Source organism: Novosphingobium sp. BL-52-GroH (assembly GCF_044813085.1).
Lineage (GTDB): Bacteria > Pseudomonadota > Alphaproteobacteria > Sphingomonadales > Sphingomonadaceae > Novosphingobium.
The window spans coordinates 1,391,748-1,408,158 of sequence record NZ_CP171152.1 but is presented as its reverse complement, the minus strand read 5'-3'; the positions used below and the strand labels follow the sequence as shown (position 1 = coordinate 1,408,158).

17 protein-coding genes are annotated in these 16,411 nt (G+C 69.0%); 12 read left to right on the top strand and 5 right to left on the bottom strand.

All coding sequences use genetic code 11. The features are described 5' to 3' along the window. Positions 1–20: 20 nt before the first annotated feature. From tsaD to ACFFDA_RS19335, 5 genes are all read left to right on the top strand, one after another. Positions 21–1,055, top strand: coding sequence for a tRNA (adenosine(37)-N6)-threonylcarbamoyltransferase complex transferase subunit TsaD (tsaD, locus tag ACFFDA_RS19355; RefSeq protein WP_404482398.1), 1,035 nt, complete (start codon positions 21–23; stop codon positions 1,053–1,055). Beyond that, positions 1,052–2,053: an NAD(P)H-dependent glycerol-3-phosphate dehydrogenase gene (locus ACFFDA_RS19350; RefSeq protein WP_404482397.1), complete on the top strand. Its 1,002-nt coding sequence runs from the start codon at positions 1,052–1,054 to the stop codon at positions 2,051–2,053. The genes tsaD and ACFFDA_RS19350 overlap by 4 nt, the downstream gene beginning before the upstream one ends. Before the next feature lie 71 nt (positions 2,054–2,124). Further along, positions 2,125–3,588: a lipopolysaccharide biosynthesis protein gene (locus ACFFDA_RS19345; protein ID WP_404482793.1), complete on the top strand. Its 1,464-nt coding sequence runs from the start codon at positions 2,125–2,127 to the stop codon at positions 3,586–3,588. A gap of 51 nt (positions 3,589–3,639) precedes the next feature. Then, positions 3,640–4,362: an OmpA family protein gene (locus ACFFDA_RS19340; RefSeq protein WP_404482396.1), complete on the top strand. Its 723-nt coding sequence runs from the start codon at positions 3,640–3,642 to the stop codon at positions 4,360–4,362. A gap of 145 nt (positions 4,363–4,507) precedes the next feature. Continuing rightward, positions 4,508–5,116, top strand: coding sequence for a hypothetical protein (locus ACFFDA_RS19335; protein ID WP_404482792.1), 609 nt, complete (start codon positions 4,508–4,510; stop codon positions 5,114–5,116). Between the two features lie 70 nt (positions 5,117–5,186). Here the strand turns inward: ACFFDA_RS19335 and ACFFDA_RS19330 are convergent, their stop codons facing one another. The 3 genes from ACFFDA_RS19330 to uvrB form a co-directional block, all read right to left on the bottom strand. Continuing rightward, entirely contained in the window at positions 5,187–6,266 is a 1,080-nt protein-coding gene (locus ACFFDA_RS19330; RefSeq protein WP_404482395.1) for a helix-turn-helix transcriptional regulator, read from the bottom strand. Positions 6,267–6,518: 252 nt separating this feature from the next. Beyond that, positions 6,519–6,638 (bottom strand): hypothetical protein, encoded by a 120-nt coding sequence (locus ACFFDA_RS19325; protein WP_404482791.1) that lies wholly within the window; start codon positions 6,636–6,638, stop codon positions 6,519–6,521. 3 nt (positions 6,639–6,641) lie between these two features. Further along, complete coding sequence (uvrB, locus tag ACFFDA_RS19320) at positions 6,642–8,828, bottom strand: excinuclease ABC subunit UvrB (protein ID WP_404482394.1); 2,187 nt, start codon at positions 8,826–8,828, stop codon at positions 6,642–6,644. A 207-nt stretch (positions 8,829–9,035) separates the two neighbouring features. Between uvrB and ACFFDA_RS19315 the strand changes: the two genes are divergently transcribed. Both ACFFDA_RS19315 and ACFFDA_RS19310 read left to right on the top strand, forming a co-directional pair. Next, positions 9,036–9,623: a DUF3617 domain-containing protein gene (locus tag ACFFDA_RS19315; protein ID WP_404482393.1), complete on the top strand. Its 588-nt coding sequence runs from the start codon at positions 9,036–9,038 to the stop codon at positions 9,621–9,623. Positions 9,624–9,647: 24 nt separating this feature from the next. Continuing rightward, positions 9,648–10,412, top strand: a complete 765-nt coding sequence (locus tag ACFFDA_RS19310; protein ID WP_404482392.1) for an esterase/lipase family protein — start codon at positions 9,648–9,650, stop codon at positions 10,410–10,412. A 207-nt stretch (positions 10,413–10,619) separates the two neighbouring features. Here the strand turns inward: ACFFDA_RS19310 and ACFFDA_RS19305 are convergent, their stop codons facing one another. Next, positions 10,620–12,128: a YifB family Mg chelatase-like AAA ATPase gene (locus tag ACFFDA_RS19305; RefSeq protein WP_404482391.1), complete on the bottom strand. Its 1,509-nt coding sequence runs from the start codon at positions 12,126–12,128 to the stop codon at positions 10,620–10,622. Between the two features lie 139 nt (positions 12,129–12,267). On the opposite strand from ACFFDA_RS19305, the gene ACFFDA_RS19300 reads away from it, so the two are divergent. Next, a complete protein-coding gene (locus ACFFDA_RS19300) occupies positions 12,268–13,017 on the top strand; it encodes an alpha/beta hydrolase (RefSeq protein ID WP_404482390.1) in 750 nt (249 codons plus the stop codon). Between the two features lie 53 nt (positions 13,018–13,070). On the opposite strand, the gene ACFFDA_RS19295 is transcribed toward ACFFDA_RS19300, so the two are convergent. Beyond that, positions 13,071–13,316, bottom strand: a complete 246-nt coding sequence (locus tag ACFFDA_RS19295) for a hypothetical protein (RefSeq protein ID WP_404482389.1) — start codon at positions 13,314–13,316, stop codon at positions 13,071–13,073. 296 nt (positions 13,317–13,612) lie between these two features. On the opposite strand from ACFFDA_RS19295, the gene rpmH reads away from it, so the two are divergent. From rpmH to yidC, 4 genes are all read left to right on the top strand, one after another. Next, complete coding sequence (gene rpmH, locus ACFFDA_RS19290; RefSeq protein ID WP_059152365.1) at positions 13,613–13,747, top strand: 50S ribosomal protein L34; 135 nt, start codon at positions 13,613–13,615, stop codon at positions 13,745–13,747. A 170-nt stretch (positions 13,748–13,917) separates the two neighbouring features. After that, on the top strand, positions 13,918–14,304 hold the full coding sequence (gene rnpA / locus ACFFDA_RS19285) for a ribonuclease P protein component (protein ID WP_404482388.1): 387 nt from the start codon (positions 13,918–13,920) through the stop codon (positions 14,302–14,304). Next, positions 14,301–14,546, top strand: a complete 246-nt coding sequence (gene yidD / locus ACFFDA_RS19280) for a membrane protein insertion efficiency factor YidD (RefSeq protein WP_404482387.1) — start codon at positions 14,301–14,303, stop codon at positions 14,544–14,546. The genes rnpA and yidD overlap by 4 nt, the downstream gene beginning before the upstream one ends. A gap of 87 nt (positions 14,547–14,633) precedes the next feature. Beyond that, positions 14,634–16,409, top strand: a complete 1,776-nt coding sequence (gene yidC / locus ACFFDA_RS19275) for a membrane protein insertase YidC (protein WP_404482386.1) — start codon at positions 14,634–14,636, stop codon at positions 16,407–16,409. The last annotated feature ends 2 nt before the right edge of the window (positions 16,410–16,411 follow it).

Here is a 16,411-nt window from a genome sequence, read left to right as displayed (position 1 = left end):
GTCGTTCAGGGGAAGATCGGATGAGGACAGTTCTCGGTATCGAATCTTCCTGCGACGAGACCGCCGCCGCGCTGGTCACCGACGGCAGGGTGATCCTTGCCCAGCGCATCGCCTCGCAGGACGACGCGCATCGCCCCTATGGCGGCGTGGTTCCCGAGATCGCCGCGCGCGCCCATGCCGAGCGGCTGGCCCCCCTGATCGCGGCGACGCTGGCCGATGCCGGCATGACGCTGGACCAGGTCGACGCCATCGCGGCCACCGCCGGGCCCGGCCTGATCGGCGGCGTCATGGTCGGCCTCGTCACCGCCAAGGCCCTGGCGATGGCCGCCGACAAGCCGCTGATCGCGGTCAACCATCTCGAAGGCCACGCCCTCTCGCCGCGCCTTGCCGACGCCAGTCTCGACTATCCCTACCTGCTCCTGCTCGTCTCGGGCGGGCACTGCCAGATTCTCCTGGTCGAGGGCGTGGGCCGGTTCAGCCGTCTCGCCACCACCATCGACGACGCGCTGGGCGAGGCTTTCGACAAGTCCGCCAAAGTGCTGGGCCTGGGCTATCCCGGCGGTCCCGCGCTCGAGCGGCTGGCCGCCGAAGGGGACGCGAGGAAGGTGGCGCTGCCGCGCCCGCTCAAGGGGTCGGAGGAGCCGCACTTCTCGTTCGCCGGGCTGAAAAGCGCGGTGCTGCGCGCCAAGCAGTCGGGCGACCATGCCGACGCCGACATCGCCGCCTCGTTCCAGCAGGCCGCGATCGACTGCCTGCTCGACCGCACCGGCCGCGCGCTGGCGAAAGTCGGCCCGGTCAACGCGCTGGTCGTCGCCGGCGGGGTCGCCGCCAACAAGGCGATCCGTGGCGCGCTCGAAGGCCTGGCCGCGAAGCACGGCCTGCCGTTCATCGCTCCGCCATTGGCACTGTGTACGGACAATGCCGCGATGATCGCGTGGGCCGGGATGGAGCGGCTGGAGCGCGGGCAGTCGGACCCGCTCGACGTGGCGGCCCGGCCGCGCTGGCCGCTCGATCCCGAGGCCGAGGTCGTTCGCGGTGCGGGAGTGAAGGCATGAGTACACCACAAGTGGGCGTGATCGGCGCCGGCGCCTGGGGCACCGCGCTCGCGCAGGCCCTGGCCAGCGACGGCAGCGACGTCCTGCTCTGGGCGCGCGAGGCGGAGCTGGTCGAGGCGATCAACCGCGACCGGCGCAACGGCCTCTACCTGCCGGGTGCCGCGCTGGCACCCACGGTGCGTGCCACCAACGAGCTTGCCGATCTCGCCGCGCTGCCGGTCCTGCTGGTCGTCGTGCCGGCGCAGTTCCTGGCGTCGGTGATCGCCGGGCTGCCCGCGGGCACGCGGGATCTCGTGCTTTGCGCCAAGGGCATCGAGGCGGGGACCGGGGACCTGATGGCCGACGTCGCCGCCCGCGCCTGCCCGGTCGAGCGGCTGGCCGTACTCTCCGGCCCGACGTTCGCGCACGAAGTGGCTGCCGGCCTGCCCACCGCCGTGACGCTCGCCTGCGGCGGCGGGCGCGCACAGTGGGAGCGGCTCTCGCCGTTGCTGGCCCGTCCGGCGCTGCGGCCTTATTATTCCGACGACGTCGTGGGTGCCGAGATCGGCGGCGCGGTCAAGAACGTGCTGGCCATCGCCTGCGGCGTGGTCGAGGGGCTGAACCTGGGCCAGAACGCGCGTGCCGCCCTGATCGCGCGCGGCTATGCCGAGATGCTGCGCTTCGGCCTAGCCCGCGGCGCCCGGGCCGAGACGCTGTCGGGCCTGTGCGGGTTGGGCGACCTCGTGCTGACCTGCTCGTCCACCTCCAGCCGCAATTTCTCGCTCGGCCTCGCGCTCGGGCAGGGGCTGACCGCCGCGGAGGCGCTGTCGGGCAAGAACAGCGTCGCCGAAGGCGCGGCGACCGCCCCGGTGCTTGCCGAGCTGGCCCGCCGCGATGGCATCCAGATGCCGATCGTCGAGGCCGTCGCCCGCCTGCTGCGGGGCGAAGTGCCCGCCGCAGAGATTGCCAGCGACCTGCTCGCGCGCCCGCTGCGGGCCGAACAGGAGCCCGCTGGTTGAGCGACGCCGTCACGCCCCCCGCGGTCGTCAGCCGAGAAGACGCGACCCAGGAGGAACGCCAGCAGCAGGACATCGCCGCCCTCGCCAAGGGCGGGCGCACCAACCTGTTCGGCTTCTTCCTGCGGCTTGCCGCGCGCATCCCGTTCCTGTTCATCGCCGGGCGCGCCGCCGCCTACGGCCCCGCCGCGCTCGGCCGCTTCGCCTCGGCGCTGGTGCTGATCGAACTTACCTCGATGCTGTGCACGATGGGCGAGAAGCGCGGCCTCGCGCAGCGCCTGTCCGAGACCGAGGGCCAGGTCCACCCCGCCAACGTCATTGCCGACGGCACCATCCTGGCAGTCATCGCCAGCGTCTCGGCCTCGGCGTTCTTCTGGTTCGTGCCGGGGCTGCTGTTCCCCGGCGGCCACTATACCTGGATCGACCGGCTGATGGTGATCGCCCTGCCGGCGATGACGATGACCGAGATCTGGCTCGCCGCGCTGGCCTATCGCCTGCGGGTGACGCCCACGGTCTGGTCGCGCGCCATCGTCGAGCCCTGGACGATCTCGATCATGGCCGGGGCGATGATCTGGGTGGCACCGGAGAGCGGGCTGTCGATCGCCTACATCGCCTCGATCTACGCCGCCGCGCTGACCGCGTTCATCCCCTTCTTCCGCGAATACGGGGTGCCGCGCGGGTGGAAGCCGCGGCCCGGCGCGATGCGTCGCCTGGCGCTGCGCTCGCTGCCGATCGCGCTGGCCGACGCCATCGAATGGGGCACCCGCCGCGTCGACATCTTCCTCCTCGGTTTCCTGGCGCCGCCGGCGGCGGTCGGCGTCTATTATGCCGCGCAGCAGGTCGCCAGCCTGCCGCAGAAGCTCAAGACCAGCTTCGAGCCGGTGCTCGGCCCGGTCATCACCCGCAACCTCAAGGAGCACAACTACGCGGCGATCGCGCGGCAGGTGTGCCAGGTCGGGTTCTGGATCACCGCCTCGCAGGCCGGCATCGCGCTGGCGCTGGGCATTCCGGGGGCGGGCGTGATGGGCCTGGTCGGTCGCGAGTTCGTGGGCGGCACCGGAGCGCTGGCGTTCCTGCTTGCCGCGGAAGTCGTCGCCGCCACTGCCGTGGTCAGCGAGGCGGCACTCGTCTACGTCGCACGCGTGCGCAACCTGTGGGTCTCGCTGGCGACGATCGGGCTGCAGGCGGTGCTGACGCTGGGCGGCATCCTGCTGATGCAGCGGCTGGGCTACAACTCGCTGTTCCAGGCCGCCGCCGCCGCCATCGCGCTGATGCTGACACTGGGGCTGGCCTCGATCGTCAAGTCGATGATGCTCTCGCGCATCCTCAAGGAGCCGATCAACAACTGGCGCTGGGCCCTGGTCTGGGCCGCCGCCCCGGCGGTGGTCATCGGCTACCTGACCAACCGCTTCCTGCCCGAGTGGGCGGCGCTGGCGTTCGGCATCCCGGCGATCCTGGGCTCCTACTTCCTGGTCATCTGGAAGAAGGCCTTCGGACCGGAGGATCGCGCGCTGTTCCAGAAGACCAAGGCCGCGTAAAAGCTGCAGAGCACGGCTGACAGCGGGGCCGCGAGGCTCTAGGCTCACGCCATGAATCCCCGTCGCGCTTCCATGATCGTCGCCGGAGCCGCGCTGTGCCTCGTCATGTCCTTCGCGGTGACCCGCGCGCGCGGCACCGCGTTCGTCGACGACCTCGCGCGCAAGGCCGTCGCCGCGCGCGACGCGGCCGGAGGGAAGGGCGTCACCCTCGCCTTTCGCGACCGCTACGGCTGGCTGACGCGCCACCCGGTCCTCTCGGGCGGCAAGGGCCTCGATGCGGTGACGCGCACGCGGGTCGCCGCTGCGGTGGCGGCGGTGCCGGGAATTGGCGGGGTCGGCTGGGCCAGCGAAGGCGATGCCCGCGCCTCCTCGCTCCACTGCCAGGACGACGTCGAGCGCATCCTCGAGACCCGCACCATCCGGTTCGGCGAGGCGAGCACCCGGCTCGACCCCAGCAGCGCACGCCTGCTCGACGAGGTCGCCCTCTCGCTGCGTCCCTGCGTCGGCAGCCTGATCGCGGTGACCGGGCATACCGACGCGGGCGGCAATCCCAAGGTCAACGTCGCGCTGTCGCTGGCGCGGGCCGAGGCGGTGCGCTCGGCGCTGGTGGCGCGCGGCATACCGGCCGAGGGCCTGCGCGCCGCAGGCCTCGGCGCTACCAAGCCGGTCGAGGGGCTCGACCCGCGCGACCCGGCCAATCGCCGCATCGAATTTTCGGTGATCTTCTCCGCCCCGGTCAAGCCGACCCCGATCGACACGCCGGGGCCGGAGTGAACGGGAACTTGCGCTTACCGTCTAGGAAAGGAGCCCGCCTTGCCGCTATGGCTTGAGATGGCCGTGTCGGTGCTGCTGACCTACGGGATCGGCTTTGGCATCGGCTGGCTCCTGTGGAACCGGAAGGGGTGAATTCGTGCTGCAAATGATCGAGGCGAACTGGCTGATCTTCATCGCCGCGCTGCTGGTGGGCATCGCCGTGGCGTACTGGGTCTTCGTGCACGGCTCCAAGCCCGCCCGGCGCGAGCGACGGCCCGACGTGCTCGACGAAGGCGCAGCCCCCGCGCAGCGCAACCAGGCGCTCATCGACGAGGCCCCGGCGGCGCGCTTCCACCTCGATCCTCCGCCGATGGCCGGGGTCATGGCGGGGATCGGCGAAGTCATCGCCGTCGCCGCGCAGGAAGAGGCGGATTCGCGCCAAGAACCGGAAGCTCCGCAGACCATCGCCGCCGAGCCGGACCCGACGCCTGCCCCTGCCGCCGCGCCGATCGCCGAAACAGCCGATGGCGAGGTCGCGACCGACGACTTGCGCAAGATCAAGGGCCTGGGCCCCAAGATGCTGACGGTGCTCCACGCGCTGGGCGTGACCAGCTACGCCCAGATCGCCGCCTGGACCGATGCCGACCTCGACCGGCTCGACACGAACCTGGGCGCCTTTGCCGGCCGCCCGCGCCGCGACAACTGGGTCGAGCAGGCCCGCCTCCTGTCGAGCGGCGACACCGGCGGCTACGAGGCGAAGTTCGGCAAGCTCTGAACCATCGACGGCGCCTCGTCATGGCGATCCCGTCGTGCACCGGGCGCGCAATGACGATCGGGGCCCGGCCCTAGCGGCTCGCCATCTCGATCACGGCCCGGGCGATCGAGACGAGTTCGGCCTCGCGGTTGACGCCGGCCTTCTGGAAGATCGTGCGGAGCTGGCTCGATACGGTCTGGACGCTGACGCCGCGGACGCGGGCGATCTCCTGCCGCGAATGGCCCTGGGTCAGCAGCGCGACGATCGCGCCTTCGGCGGGGGTCAGGTCGAGAGCGGCGGAAAGCCGCGCGGCCTGGTCGCCCGAGAAGCCGATCGGCGTCTTGAGCGTGACGATCACGGCGGGCGCGAAGCCGAAGTTCCAGTCCTGCCGGGGCAGGGCGCAGATCTCGACCAGCAGCGGTCCCCCGGCATGGTCGCGCGACGACGGCTGGAGCCAGATCTCCGAAGGCATCGCCTGCGGGCTGGCGAGGGCGAGGCCGAGCCGGATCTGCAGGTTGCGATCCAGGTCGGGGCGGGCACTGCGCAGCATGTTGCCACGTACCTGCAGCGTTTCGGGACCCAGCAGGTCCTGCGCCGGTCCGGTCACCGCACAGACGCGGCCGGTGGCGTCGAGCAGCACGGCGGCCGTGTTCAGCGCGTCGAGCGAGCCGCGCAGGAGGTCCGCGCCCTGGTGCTCGATCGCCCGTTGCAGGCGGATGGCGGCCATCACCTGCGGCGCGACGTCGACCAGCGTCTGGCGCTGCGCCTCGGTGGTGCGCCCGTCGCTGCCTGAATGGAGCGCGGCCAGGCCGAAGAAGGCGCCCGGCTCTTCCGCCAGCATCATCTGCGCGCCGTGCTCGGCATCCCAGCGGCGGACGTGCTGCATGTAGGCTTCGTTGGTGGAGGCGGCGCGCACCTGGTCGTAATGGTGTTCCCACGCGACTTGGTAAGGGCCGCGGGATGCGGCGACGCGGTAGTTCACGTCGGGGCGATGACCGCCGATCGCGAGGAAATCCTCGACGTAGCCTTCGTCGATGTCGGTGACCCAGTTGAACAGCGTATGCCTCTCGCCGATGGCGATCAGTTGGGCGCGCGACGACCCCGTCGCGCTGGCGAGCGCCTTGAGCGCCGCATCCCAGCCCGCCTCGCCGAACGGCGCGTGTGCGAACATCGCCCCCAGTTCGTCTATTCGAATGTCACGCCCCCCGACTGCGACCAAGGCAGCCAATGTGAACTCGACCTCAGCTTTGTGCAAGCCCATGGAACTGGGAGGCTTTATCGGCGAGATACCACGATCGTGGGATGCATTTTGCAGGGGGATGGCGCATGGATGACATGCGACCCGAAGGATCGGCCGTAATGCCATCCTGAGAACTTGCCTGGGAGCCTGCATGCGGGCTTCCAGGTATTTTTCCGGTAGCGATCAGGCCGCCGATTCGCGGGCGATCTCGCTCATCCCCCTGGCCCGGGCGCCGTCGCCGAGCGCGCGGGCGATGTGCTTCGCACCGTCCCGCTCCATCGCCGCATCGAGATAAGGGAGGATGCCCTACTTCCCCCACTTCTTCTGCTGCTTGCCATAGCGTGTCTTGCGGGTGCCGGGCTTGCCCTCGTTGCTCCGGCCGACCTTGGGCGCCTTGTGCTGGGCTTCCGGCAGGCCGAGTTCGGTCGCCTCCAATCGCCTGATCTCGTCTCTGAGCCGCCCGGCTTCCTCGAACTCGAGGTCCGCCGCAGCGTTGCGCATGCGCTTTTCGAGGTCCTCGATATAGCCGCGCAAATTGTGGCCGACGAGGTTGTTGTGGGCATCGTCCTCGATATCGACGATCACCCCGTCGCGGCTGGCGGTGTCGGCGACGATGTCGGCGATGCGGCGCTTGATCGTGGTCGGGGTGATGCCGTGAAGCGCGTTGTATTCCTCCTGACGCGCGCGGCGACGGTCGGTTTCGGCGATCGCCCGTTCCATCGATCCGGTCATGCGGTCGGCATAGAGGATCACCTTGCCGTCGACGTTGCGCGCGGCGCGGCCGATGGTCTGGATCAGCGAGGTTTCGCTGCGCAGGAACCCTTCCTTGTCGGCGTCGAGGATGCACACGAGGCCGCATTCGGGAATGTCGAGGCCCTCGCGCAGCAGGTTGATGCCGATCAGCACGTCGTAGACGCCCATGCGCAAGTCGCGGATCAGTTCGATGCGTTCCAGCGTCTCGACGTCGGAGTGCATGTAGCGCACGCGCACGCCGGCCTCGTGCATGAACTCGGTCAGGTCCTCGGCCATGCGCTTGGTGAGGGTGGTGACTAGGGTGCGATAGCCCTTGGCGGCGACCGCCTTGCACTCGACGATGCAGTCCTGCACCTGATCCTCGACCGGGCGGATCTCCACCGGGGGGTCGATCAGGCCGGTGGGGCGGATGACCTGCTCGGCGAAGACGCCGCCGGTCTGCTCCATCTCCCAGGTGCCCGGTGTGGCCGAGACCGCGAAAGTCTGCGGGCGCATCGCGTCCCATTCGTTGAAGCGCAAGGGGCGGTTGTCGATGCACGACGGCAGGCGGAAGCCGTATTCGGCGAGCGTGATCTTGCGCCGGTGGTCGCCCCGCGCCATCGCGCCGATCTGCGGCACCGTCTGGTGGCTTTCGTCGATGAACAGCAGCGCGTTGTCGGGCAGGTACTCGAACAGGGTCGGCGGCGGCTCGCCGGGGAGGCGGCCGGTCAGGAAGCGGCTGTAGTTCTCGATCCCGTTGCAGGCGCCGGTGGCGGCGATCATTTCCAGGTCGAAGTTGGTGCGCTGTTCGAGCCGCTGGGCTTCGAGCAGGCGGCCTTCGGCTTCCAGTTCCTTCAGGCGCTCGGTCAATTCGAAGCGGATCGCCTCGGCAGCCTGGCGCATCGTCGGGCCGGGGGTGACGTAGTGCGAGTTGGCGTAGACGCGCACTTTCTCGATCACGTTACCCTTCTTGCCGGTCAGCGGATCGAACTCGGCGATCTCCTCGATCTCGTCGCCGAAGAAGCTGATCCGCCAGGCGATGTCCTCGTAGTGCGAGGGGAAGATCTCGAGATTGTCGCCGCGCACGCGGAAATTCCCGCGCGAGAAGGCGACGTCGTTGCGCTTGTACTGCAAGGCGACGAGCTTGCGGATGATCTCGCCCTGGTCCTGCGCCTTGCCGGTCTCGAGGTCGAAGATCATCGCCGAGTAGGTCTCGACCGAGCCGATGCCGTAGATGCACGAGACCGAGGCGACGATGATGACGTCGTCGCGCTCCAGCAGCGAGCGGGTGGCCGAGTGGCGCATCCGGTCGATCGCCTCGTTCACCGAGCTTTCCTTCTCGATGTAGGTGTCCGACCGGGGCACATAGGCCTCGGGCTGGTAATAATCGTAGTACGAGACGAAATATTCCACCGCGTTGTCGGGGAAGAAGTCGCGGAACTCGGCATAGAGCTGGGCGGCGAGGATCTTGTTGGGCGCGAGCACCAGCGCGGGGCGCTGCAGTTCCTCGATGACCTTGGCCATCGTGAAGGTCTTGCCCGATCCGGTGACGCCCAGCAGCACCTGCGTCTTCTCGCCGTCGAGCGCTGACGTGGTCAGTTCGGCGATCGCGGTGGGCTGGTCGCCGGCGGGCTGGTAGTCGGACGCGATGCGGAAGGGCTTGCTGGCCCCCGCCTTGACGGGACGCTGCGGCTTGTGGGGGACGAAGGCGCCGGTCGTATCGGGTTCTTCGAGGCCGCGACGGATGATAAGCTCTGCCATGGTGGAACATATGGGGTATGTCGCCGGGCGCGGCAACCGGCTGGTGCAAGAAGAGGGGGCTCGCCGTGCCGCAGGCTTTCCCTGCCATCCCTTCGCGTCTTCGCGTGAGCCCATGCCTTCTTGAAGGGCCCGCTCTTTGACGTTGACCTGCGGCCAGGGGAATGTCAGCCCTTCGGCCCCCCTTCGATGATCGAGAAAGTGGACCCGATGACGCGCAAGTACCCGACGATCGCCCTGGCAGGCCCCCTGACGCTGGCATTGGCGCTGGCGCTCGCCGGCTGCGGATCGAAGGACGATGCGGCCAAGGGCGGGGCGGCCAACGACGGCGCTCCCAAGTCGGCCGAGCAGGTCAAGCAGGAGGCCGCCAAGCTCGACCGGCCAGAGCCCGGCGAATACCGGCAGGTCACCGAGATCACCGGACTCGAGGTTCCCGGCATGCCCAAGGAGATGGCCGAGCAGATGAAGTCGGCGGTCAAGGCCTCGCAGGAGGGGACCTTCTGCCTGACCCAGGCCGATGCCGACAAGGGCTTCAAGGACATGTTCAACGACATCGGCAAGGGCAACCAGTGCACATATTCCAAGTTCGACGTTGATGGCGGCAACCTCGATGCCCAGATGGAGTGCCAGTCCCAGCAGCAGGGCAAGGCGGTGATGAAGCTCAAGGGCACCGTCACCGACAAGGGTTCCGACGTGACCGTCGCGATGGACACGACCGGAGGTCCGCCGCCGATGGGCACGATGAAGATGACGATGCACATGACCACCACGCGCCTTGGCGATTGCAAGGGCACATGAGTTCGAGGTGAAGCGCCAAGGCCGATGGACCCGCTGAACGAGGATCAGGACCAGTTTCCCGGATCGCTGCGCGCCGCCATCGCGCGCCGCGCCGCCTTTGCGCGCGAGCAGCACCCGGAAGGCGTGGGCAAGCCGCCGTTGCAGCTCATGCTGGCGGAACTGCGCTCGCTCTACCGGGGCGGCCATCGCGGGCAGGCAGTGCGCGCGGCGGCCAATCCGATGCCGGTGATGCTGCTGCCCGGCTTCGGGTCGCACCCGCGCCGCATGCAGCCCATGGCCGATGCGCTGGGAGCGGCGGGCCATCACGTCTACGGCTGGGGCCTGGGCTTCAACTTCGGCCCGAGCGAGCGCAACTTCTCCTACCTCATGCGCCGGGTCGCGGTGATCGCGCGCGAGAGCTGGCACCCCGTCGCGCTGGTCGGCTGGAGCCTGGGCGGCCTGTTCGCCCGCGAGATCGCCCGGCGCGAGCCACAGATGGTCGCCAAGGTCATCACCATGGGCACCCCGTTTTCGGGCGATCCACGCGCCAACAATGCGTGGAAGGCCTACCAGATGGTGACCGGCCATTCGGTCGACCGGCCGCCGATCGACTGCGATTTCTCCGCCAAGCCCGCCGTGCCGACCGTGGCCCTGTGGAGCCCGCGCGACGGCATCATCCAGCCGCGTGCCGCCGCCGGCTGGCCGCACGAGCGCGACCGCGCCGTGGCGATCCGCTGCAGCCATCTCGACTTCTCGAGTTCGCCCAAGGTGGTCGCCGAAGTGCTGCGCCAACTGGACGTGAAGGAATAGGGCCCGCCTCCTCCGGCGGGAGGAAATGGCTTTTCGATTTTCCTACATGGTGCGCGCAGGGATAGGCTTGGCGCATGATCCACCTCCTTCCCCAGCGTTCGCCCATCCCGTCGCGCAAGGCAGGGCCCGGCAGCAAGGCGCCACCCTTGCGCCCTCCTGGACCGTGTAAACCGTGTAAACCTGGTGTCGCCTGGCTTACCCGGGCGGTCAGTTCACCGGCGGGCGGCGGCGGTAGCTCAGGGCCTCGGCGACGTGGATTCGCTGCACGTCCGGCGCGCCGGCGAGGTCGGCGATGGTTCGGGCGACGCGCAGGATGCGGGTGTAGCCACGCGCGGAGAGCCGCATCGCCTCGGCGGCCTGGAGCAGCAGGCGGCGGCCGGCCTCGTCGGGGGTGGCGTGACGATCCAGCAGGTCGCCGTCGAGTTCGGCGTTGCTGCGCGCAGGGTGCCCTTCGAGCCGTGCGGTCTGCACCGCGCGGGCGCGGGCGACGCGGGCGGCGACCTGGTCGCTGCCTTCCTTGGGCGGCGGCAGGGCGAGGTCGGCGGCGCGCACCGGGTCGACTTCGACGTGGAGGTCGATGCGGTCGAGCAGAGGGCCGGAGACCTTGCTCTGGTAGTCGGCGGCGCAGCGCGGGGCGCGGCTGCAGGCCAGTTCCGGGTCGCCCAGATGCCCGCAGCGGCACGGGTTCATCGCCGCGACGAGCTGCACCCGCGCCGGATAAGTCAGGTGGGCATTGGCGCGCGCGACGGTCACTTCGCCGGTCTCGAGCGGCTGGCGCAGCGAATCGAGCGCCTGGCGCTGGAATTCGGGCAGTTCGTCGAGGAACAGCACGCCCAGATGCGCCATCGAGACTTCGCCGGGCCGCACCTTGAGGCCGCCGCCGGTCAGCGCCGCGATCGAGGCCGAATGATGCGGCGAGCGATAGGGCCGCGCCCGGCTGATGCGCCCGCCCTCGAGCATGCCCGCGACCGAGGCCACCATCGAGACTTCCAGCGCCTCGGCGGGGGTCAGTTCGGGCAGGATGCCGGGCAGGCACGATGCCAGCAGCGACTTGCCGGCGCCGGGCGGGCCGACCATCAGCAGGTTGTGCGAGCCCGCCGCGGCGATCTCCAGCGCGCGGCGGGCTGTTTCCTGGCCCTTGACCTGGCGCATGTCGGCCCCGCGCAGCGGCGCCTCGACGCTGCCGGGCCGGGGCGTCGGCAGCACCTGCGTGCCCTTGAGATGGTTGAGCAGGCTGACGAGGTTGGGCGCGGCGATCACCGGGACCCCGCTCGCCCAGCGCGCCTCGGAGCCTTGCGCGGCGGGGCAGATCAGGCCCTTGTCGCCCTCGCTGGCATGGAGCGCGGCGAGCAGGACCCCCGGCGAGGGGATCACCCGGCCGTCGAGCGCGAGTTCGCCCACCGCCACGAAGTCGGCGATCTGTTCGGCATCGACCACGCCCATCGCCGCCAGCAGCGCCAGCGCCACGGGCAGGTCGTAGTGCGAACCTTCCTTGGGCAGGTCGGCGGGCGAGAGGTTGATGGTGATGCGCTTGGGCGGCAGCGCGAGGCCCATCGAGGTCAGCGCCGCGCTCACCCGCTGGCGGCTTTCGCCCACCGCCTTGTCCGGCAGGCCGACGAGCGCGAAACCGGGCATGCCCGGCGCGATCTGGCACTGCACCTCGACGGCACGCGCCTCGAGCCCGAGGTACGCGACGGTCGATACGAGTGCGACCACGAAAAGTCCCCTGATAGGAAAGAGGGGACCAGTCTAGTAACGGTTCGCCGCGCGGCGGCCATGGCGTTATTTATACCTTACGACGTTTTAACCGGGCTTGTGAGGTCGCAGGTAAGGCCGCGGGAGCCAGCGTGCGGTAATGCGCTCGCTCACTGCATGCCTCGGCCTTGCCTGCCTGTTCGCCATGACCCCCCTGTCGGCGCAGGTGATCGAGTACGAGGCCGTCGACGTGGTTGCCGACCACTACGACACAGGTGGCGAGCGCAGCCTTTACTTCACGATGCCGGCGCCCGAGCCGATCGCTGCTTCTCCGTTCTCGGGGGCCGCGTTTTCTGCAGGCCCGCTTTCCGCCACCATGCCGGACGGCCCGGCCTATGGCCCGTTCCGGGTGCTCGACGATGGCCGCGCCGCGCTGGTCGACGTCACCGACGCGCGCAGCCCGGCCCTCTTCGCCGCCATGCTGCGCGACCATCCGGGCATCGCCACGATCGAGATGGTCGAGTGCCCCGGCACCGAGGACGACCTCGCCAACTTGCGGCTCGGTCGCATGATTCGCGAGCATGGCATCGCCACGCACGTCCCGGCCGGCGGCTCGGTGCGCTCCGGCGGGGTCGAGCTGTTCCTCGCCGGCGCCCGCCGCATTGCCGATCCGGGCGCCGAGTTCGCGGTCCATTCCTGGATGGACGACACCGGCCTGGAACCCGCCGACTATGCCGCCAGCGCCCCGGAGAACCGCCGCTACATCGACTACTACCGGCAGATGGGCATGAGCCCGATCGAGGCCGAGGCCTTCTATGCCATGACCAATTCGGTCCCGTTCTCCTCGGCCCGCTGGTTCGGCGCCGGCGAGATGGGGCTGTGGGTGCGGCTGGAGGACGCGGGGGCCTGAGAGGTGCGGCAGAATGGACGAGAGCCCATTCGCAAACGCCATCCGAGGCGCCGTCAGCCGAAGATCGCCGCTAGCCAGCGACGCCGCGGCGGCGGGATCGCGCCCGATGCCTTGAGCAGGTAGTTCGCCAGGACCGTGGCCTGGCTCTTGGTCATCATGACGTGGGTGAGGAGAGGTTCCTCGCCTTCCTCCCAGGTGGCACGCTCGTAAGTCTGGATCGCGAGCATCATGCGCGCGCCGAGGTCCTGGGACGTCCAGCCCACGAGCACGCCGAAACGGTTTCCTGCGTCGTGCTGCATCGTTGCTCCCCAACTGCGGCGCCGGTCTGTCGGCGATGGCGTGGTCGCGACGCCGGCATTGCGCCGCCGATGATCCGCCATCGCGGCCAGGTTCGCCATACTGGTAAACCAGCGGTTAATTGATAAGTAGCTTGCGCCGGGGTGCCTCGCGCTCGCGACGACGTCTTCAAGTGTGCTCGGCCTTGACTCTCCCGCGGCCTTTCCGTATCGGCGCCCATCTGTTCTGCGGTCGTCCCGTTCGGGCGGCCCTTTTTGTTCAGGTCCTTCGGGACCAAGTTGGTATTTCGAGGACTGACATGAAGCGCACTTTCCAGCCCAGCAACCTTGTCCGCGCCCGCCGTCACGGCTTCCGTTCGCGCATGGCGACTGTCGGTGGCCGCAAGGTCATCCGCGCCCGCCGCGCCCGCGGCCGCGCCAAGCTTTCGGCCTGATTCGCCGATAGCGGCAGGGGTTCGCCCCTGCCTGACGGCGCCAGTCCATGCCTTCGCCATTGCGCGAGGGCATGGACTGGCGCCGTTTTGTTTTGGCGCGAATCGTTCTCGGGTCCGATTCGAGCCCGGGCGACCTTTCATTCGCATCGGTGAGTCCCTAGCTTCCCGCCATGGCAGACGCCTACACGATCCTGACCCGCCGGTCCGACTTCCTGGCTGCGAATCGCGGCCTGCGAGTCGCGCGCCCCGGCTTCGTGCTGCTGGCCAACCGCAACGACGGGCTGGGCCGGCGCGCCGGGATCACGGTCACCAAGAAGATCGGCAATGCCGTCGTGCGCAACCGCATGAAGCGGCGCTTTCGGGCGCTGCTGCGCGAGCTGCTGCACGAACATGGCCTGCCGGACACCGACCACGTCCTGATCGGTCGCGAGAACGGCATCGAGCGCGATTTCGCGGCCTTGCGCAGCGAACTGGTGGCGGCGCTCGGTCGGGCACGCGAGGGCAAGGGCGATGCGCCCAGAACGGGTGGACGCCGCCGGGGCCCGCCGAGGAAATGAAGAAGGTGTGGGCCTTCCTCGTCTCGATACCCGGCCTGCTGCTGATCGGCATCGCGCGAGGCTGGCAGCTGGGTCCTTCGGCGATCATGCCTCCGACCTGCCGCTACACCCCATCGTGCTCGCAATATGCCATCGAGGCGGTGCGCAGGCATGGTGCGATTAAGGGTGGATGGCTGGCGTTCTGGCGTCTATTGCGCTGCCAACCGTGGGGCGGGCACGGCCATGATCCTGTCCCGGACTAACTGGCCAGACTGAACAGAACGACTGAAGAGACGCAGGCGGCCTATCGCGCCGCCGCGGACCGGCAATACGAGCAGGAACAAGCCTTCGTGGAAAAGCAGCGCAACATCATCCTCGCGGTCGTGCTGACCGCGCTCGTCCTGTTCGGATGGGAAGCCGGGGTCGGCTACTTCTATCCGCAGGCCAAGACGCCGGTACAGACCGTCGCGGCAGGCGGTGCCGAGAAGGCGACCAGCCCGACCAAGCCGACCCGCGAAGGCGGCCTGCGCGATGCGGCCGAAGTGGCGCTCGAACAGCAGGACCTCAAGACCGCGCTGGCCGCGGGCGGCCGCGTTCCTGTCGCCGCGCCGGGACTGTCGGGCTCGATCAACCTGACCGGCGCCATCGTCGACGACCTCGTGCTCAACCGCCATCGCGAGACGGTGGAGAAGAACTCGGGGCCGGTGCGCATCTTCTCGCCCGCCGGCACCCCGGCGCAGCAGTTCGCGCAAGTGGGCTGGGTGGGTGAGGGCGGCACTGCCGCCCCCGGCGCTCAGACGGTGTGGACCGCGCCCGCCGGTGCGAAGCTGACGCCGACCACGCCGCTGACGCTGACCTGGGCCAACCCCACCGGCCAGCGCTTTTCGATCACTTATTCGATCGACAAGGACTACATGATCACGGCCGTCCAGACGGTCGAGAACGCCGGCGGCGGCGCGGTCACGGTCAAGCCCTTCGCGCTGGTCAACCGCACCGACCTGACTGCCAGCCTCGATACCTGGAACGTCCACTCGGGCCCGATCGGCGCCTTCGACGGTTCGGTGACCTTTGCGAACAACTACAAGGACGTGCTCGAAGCGAAGACCGTCACCGAGCCGGGTCGCACCGACTGGATCGGCTTCACCGACGTCTACTGGATGTCGAGCCTGATTCCCGTGGGCAACAAGGCCGAGGGCACTTTCCGCTCGCTCGGCAACGACGTGTTCCGCGCCGACCTCGTCTACGACCAGCAGGTCGTCCAGCCGCGCCAGCGCTTGTCGGTGACGACCAAGCTGTTCGCCGGCGCCAAGGAGCACACTGTCCTCGACGCCTACGAGAAGCAGGGCATCGCCAACTTCGGCCTCGCCATCGACTGGGGCTGGTTCCGCTGGTTCGAAAAGCCGATCTTCTGGCTGCTGACCGCGCTGTTCGCGCTGACCAAGAACTTCGGCGTCGCCATTATCCTGCTTACCGCCATCGTGCGCGGCATCATGTTCCCGATCGCCCAGCGCGGCTTCGCCTCGATGGCGGCGATGCGCGCCATCCAGCCCAAGATGAAGGCGCTGCAGGAACGCTACAAGGACGACAAGCAGAAGCAGCAGCAGGAGATCATGGCCCTCTACAAGAAGGAGGGGGTCAACCCGATGGCCGGGTGCCTGCCGATGTTCCTGCAGATCCCAGTGTTCTTCGCGCTCTACAAGACCCTGATCCTGGCGATCGAGATGCGCCACCAGCCCTTCGTGCTGTGGATCAAGGACCTCTCCGCGCCCGATCCGCTGCACGTCCTCAACCTGTTCGGCCTGCTGCCCTTCACCCCGCCCGCGTTCCTCGCGATCGGCGTGCTGGCGCTGCTGCTGGGCGTGACGATGTTCCTGCAGTTCAAGCTGAACCCGGCCCAGATGGACCCGGCGCAGCAGCAGGTCTTCATGATCATGCCCTGGTTCATGATGTTCGTGATGGCACCGTTCGCATCGGGCCTCCTGGTCTACTGGATCACCTCGAACCTGCTCACCATCGCCCAGCAGAAGTACCTGTACAGCCGGCACCCGCAGTTGAAGGCGCAGCAGGAAAAGGACGCGGCGGACAAGGCGCGTGCACTTGAGCGCGACAAGGGCGCGAAGGCCTGACC

What these genes read in the sequence shown, in the direction of transcription:
- tsaD (WP_404482398.1), top strand. Translation starts at nt 21, where the DNA reads ATGAGGACAGTTCTCGGTATCGAATCTTCCTGCGACGAGACCGCCGCC.
- ACFFDA_RS19350 (WP_404482397.1), top strand. Translation starts at nt 1,052, where the DNA reads ATGAGTACACCACAAGTGGGCGTGATCGGCGCCGGCGCCTGGGGCACC.
- ACFFDA_RS19340 (WP_404482396.1), top strand. Translation starts at nt 3,640, where the DNA reads ATGAATCCCCGTCGCGCTTCCATGATCGTCGCCGGAGCCGCGCTGTGC.
- ACFFDA_RS19335 (WP_404482792.1), top strand. Translation starts at nt 4,508, where the DNA reads ATGATCGAGGCGAACTGGCTGATCTTCATCGCCGCGCTGCTGGTGGGC.
- ACFFDA_RS19330 (WP_404482395.1), bottom strand. Translation starts at nt 6,266, where the DNA reads ATGTTCGCACACGCGCCGTTCGGCGAGGCGGGCTGGGATGCGGCGCTC.
- uvrB (WP_404482394.1), bottom strand. Translation starts at nt 8,828, where the DNA reads ATGGCAGAGCTTATCATCCGTCGCGGCCTCGAAGAACCCGATACGACC.
- ACFFDA_RS19315 (WP_404482393.1), top strand. Translation starts at nt 9,036, where the DNA reads ATGACGCGCAAGTACCCGACGATCGCCCTGGCAGGCCCCCTGACGCTG.
- ACFFDA_RS19310 (WP_404482392.1), top strand. Translation starts at nt 9,648, where the DNA reads ATGGACCCGCTGAACGAGGATCAGGACCAGTTTCCCGGATCGCTGCGC.
- ACFFDA_RS19300 (WP_404482390.1), top strand. Translation starts at nt 12,268, where the DNA reads ATGCGCTCGCTCACTGCATGCCTCGGCCTTGCCTGCCTGTTCGCCATG.
- ACFFDA_RS19295 (WP_404482389.1), bottom strand. Translation starts at nt 13,316, where the DNA reads ATGCAGCACGACGCAGGAAACCGTTTCGGCGTGCTCGTGGGCTGGACG.
- rpmH (WP_059152365.1), top strand. Translation starts at nt 13,613, where the DNA reads ATGAAGCGCACTTTCCAGCCCAGCAACCTTGTCCGCGCCCGCCGTCAC.
- rnpA (WP_404482388.1), top strand. Translation starts at nt 13,918, where the DNA reads ATGGCAGACGCCTACACGATCCTGACCCGCCGGTCCGACTTCCTGGCT.
- yidD (WP_404482387.1), top strand. Translation starts at nt 14,301, where the DNA reads ATGAAGAAGGTGTGGGCCTTCCTCGTCTCGATACCCGGCCTGCTGCTG.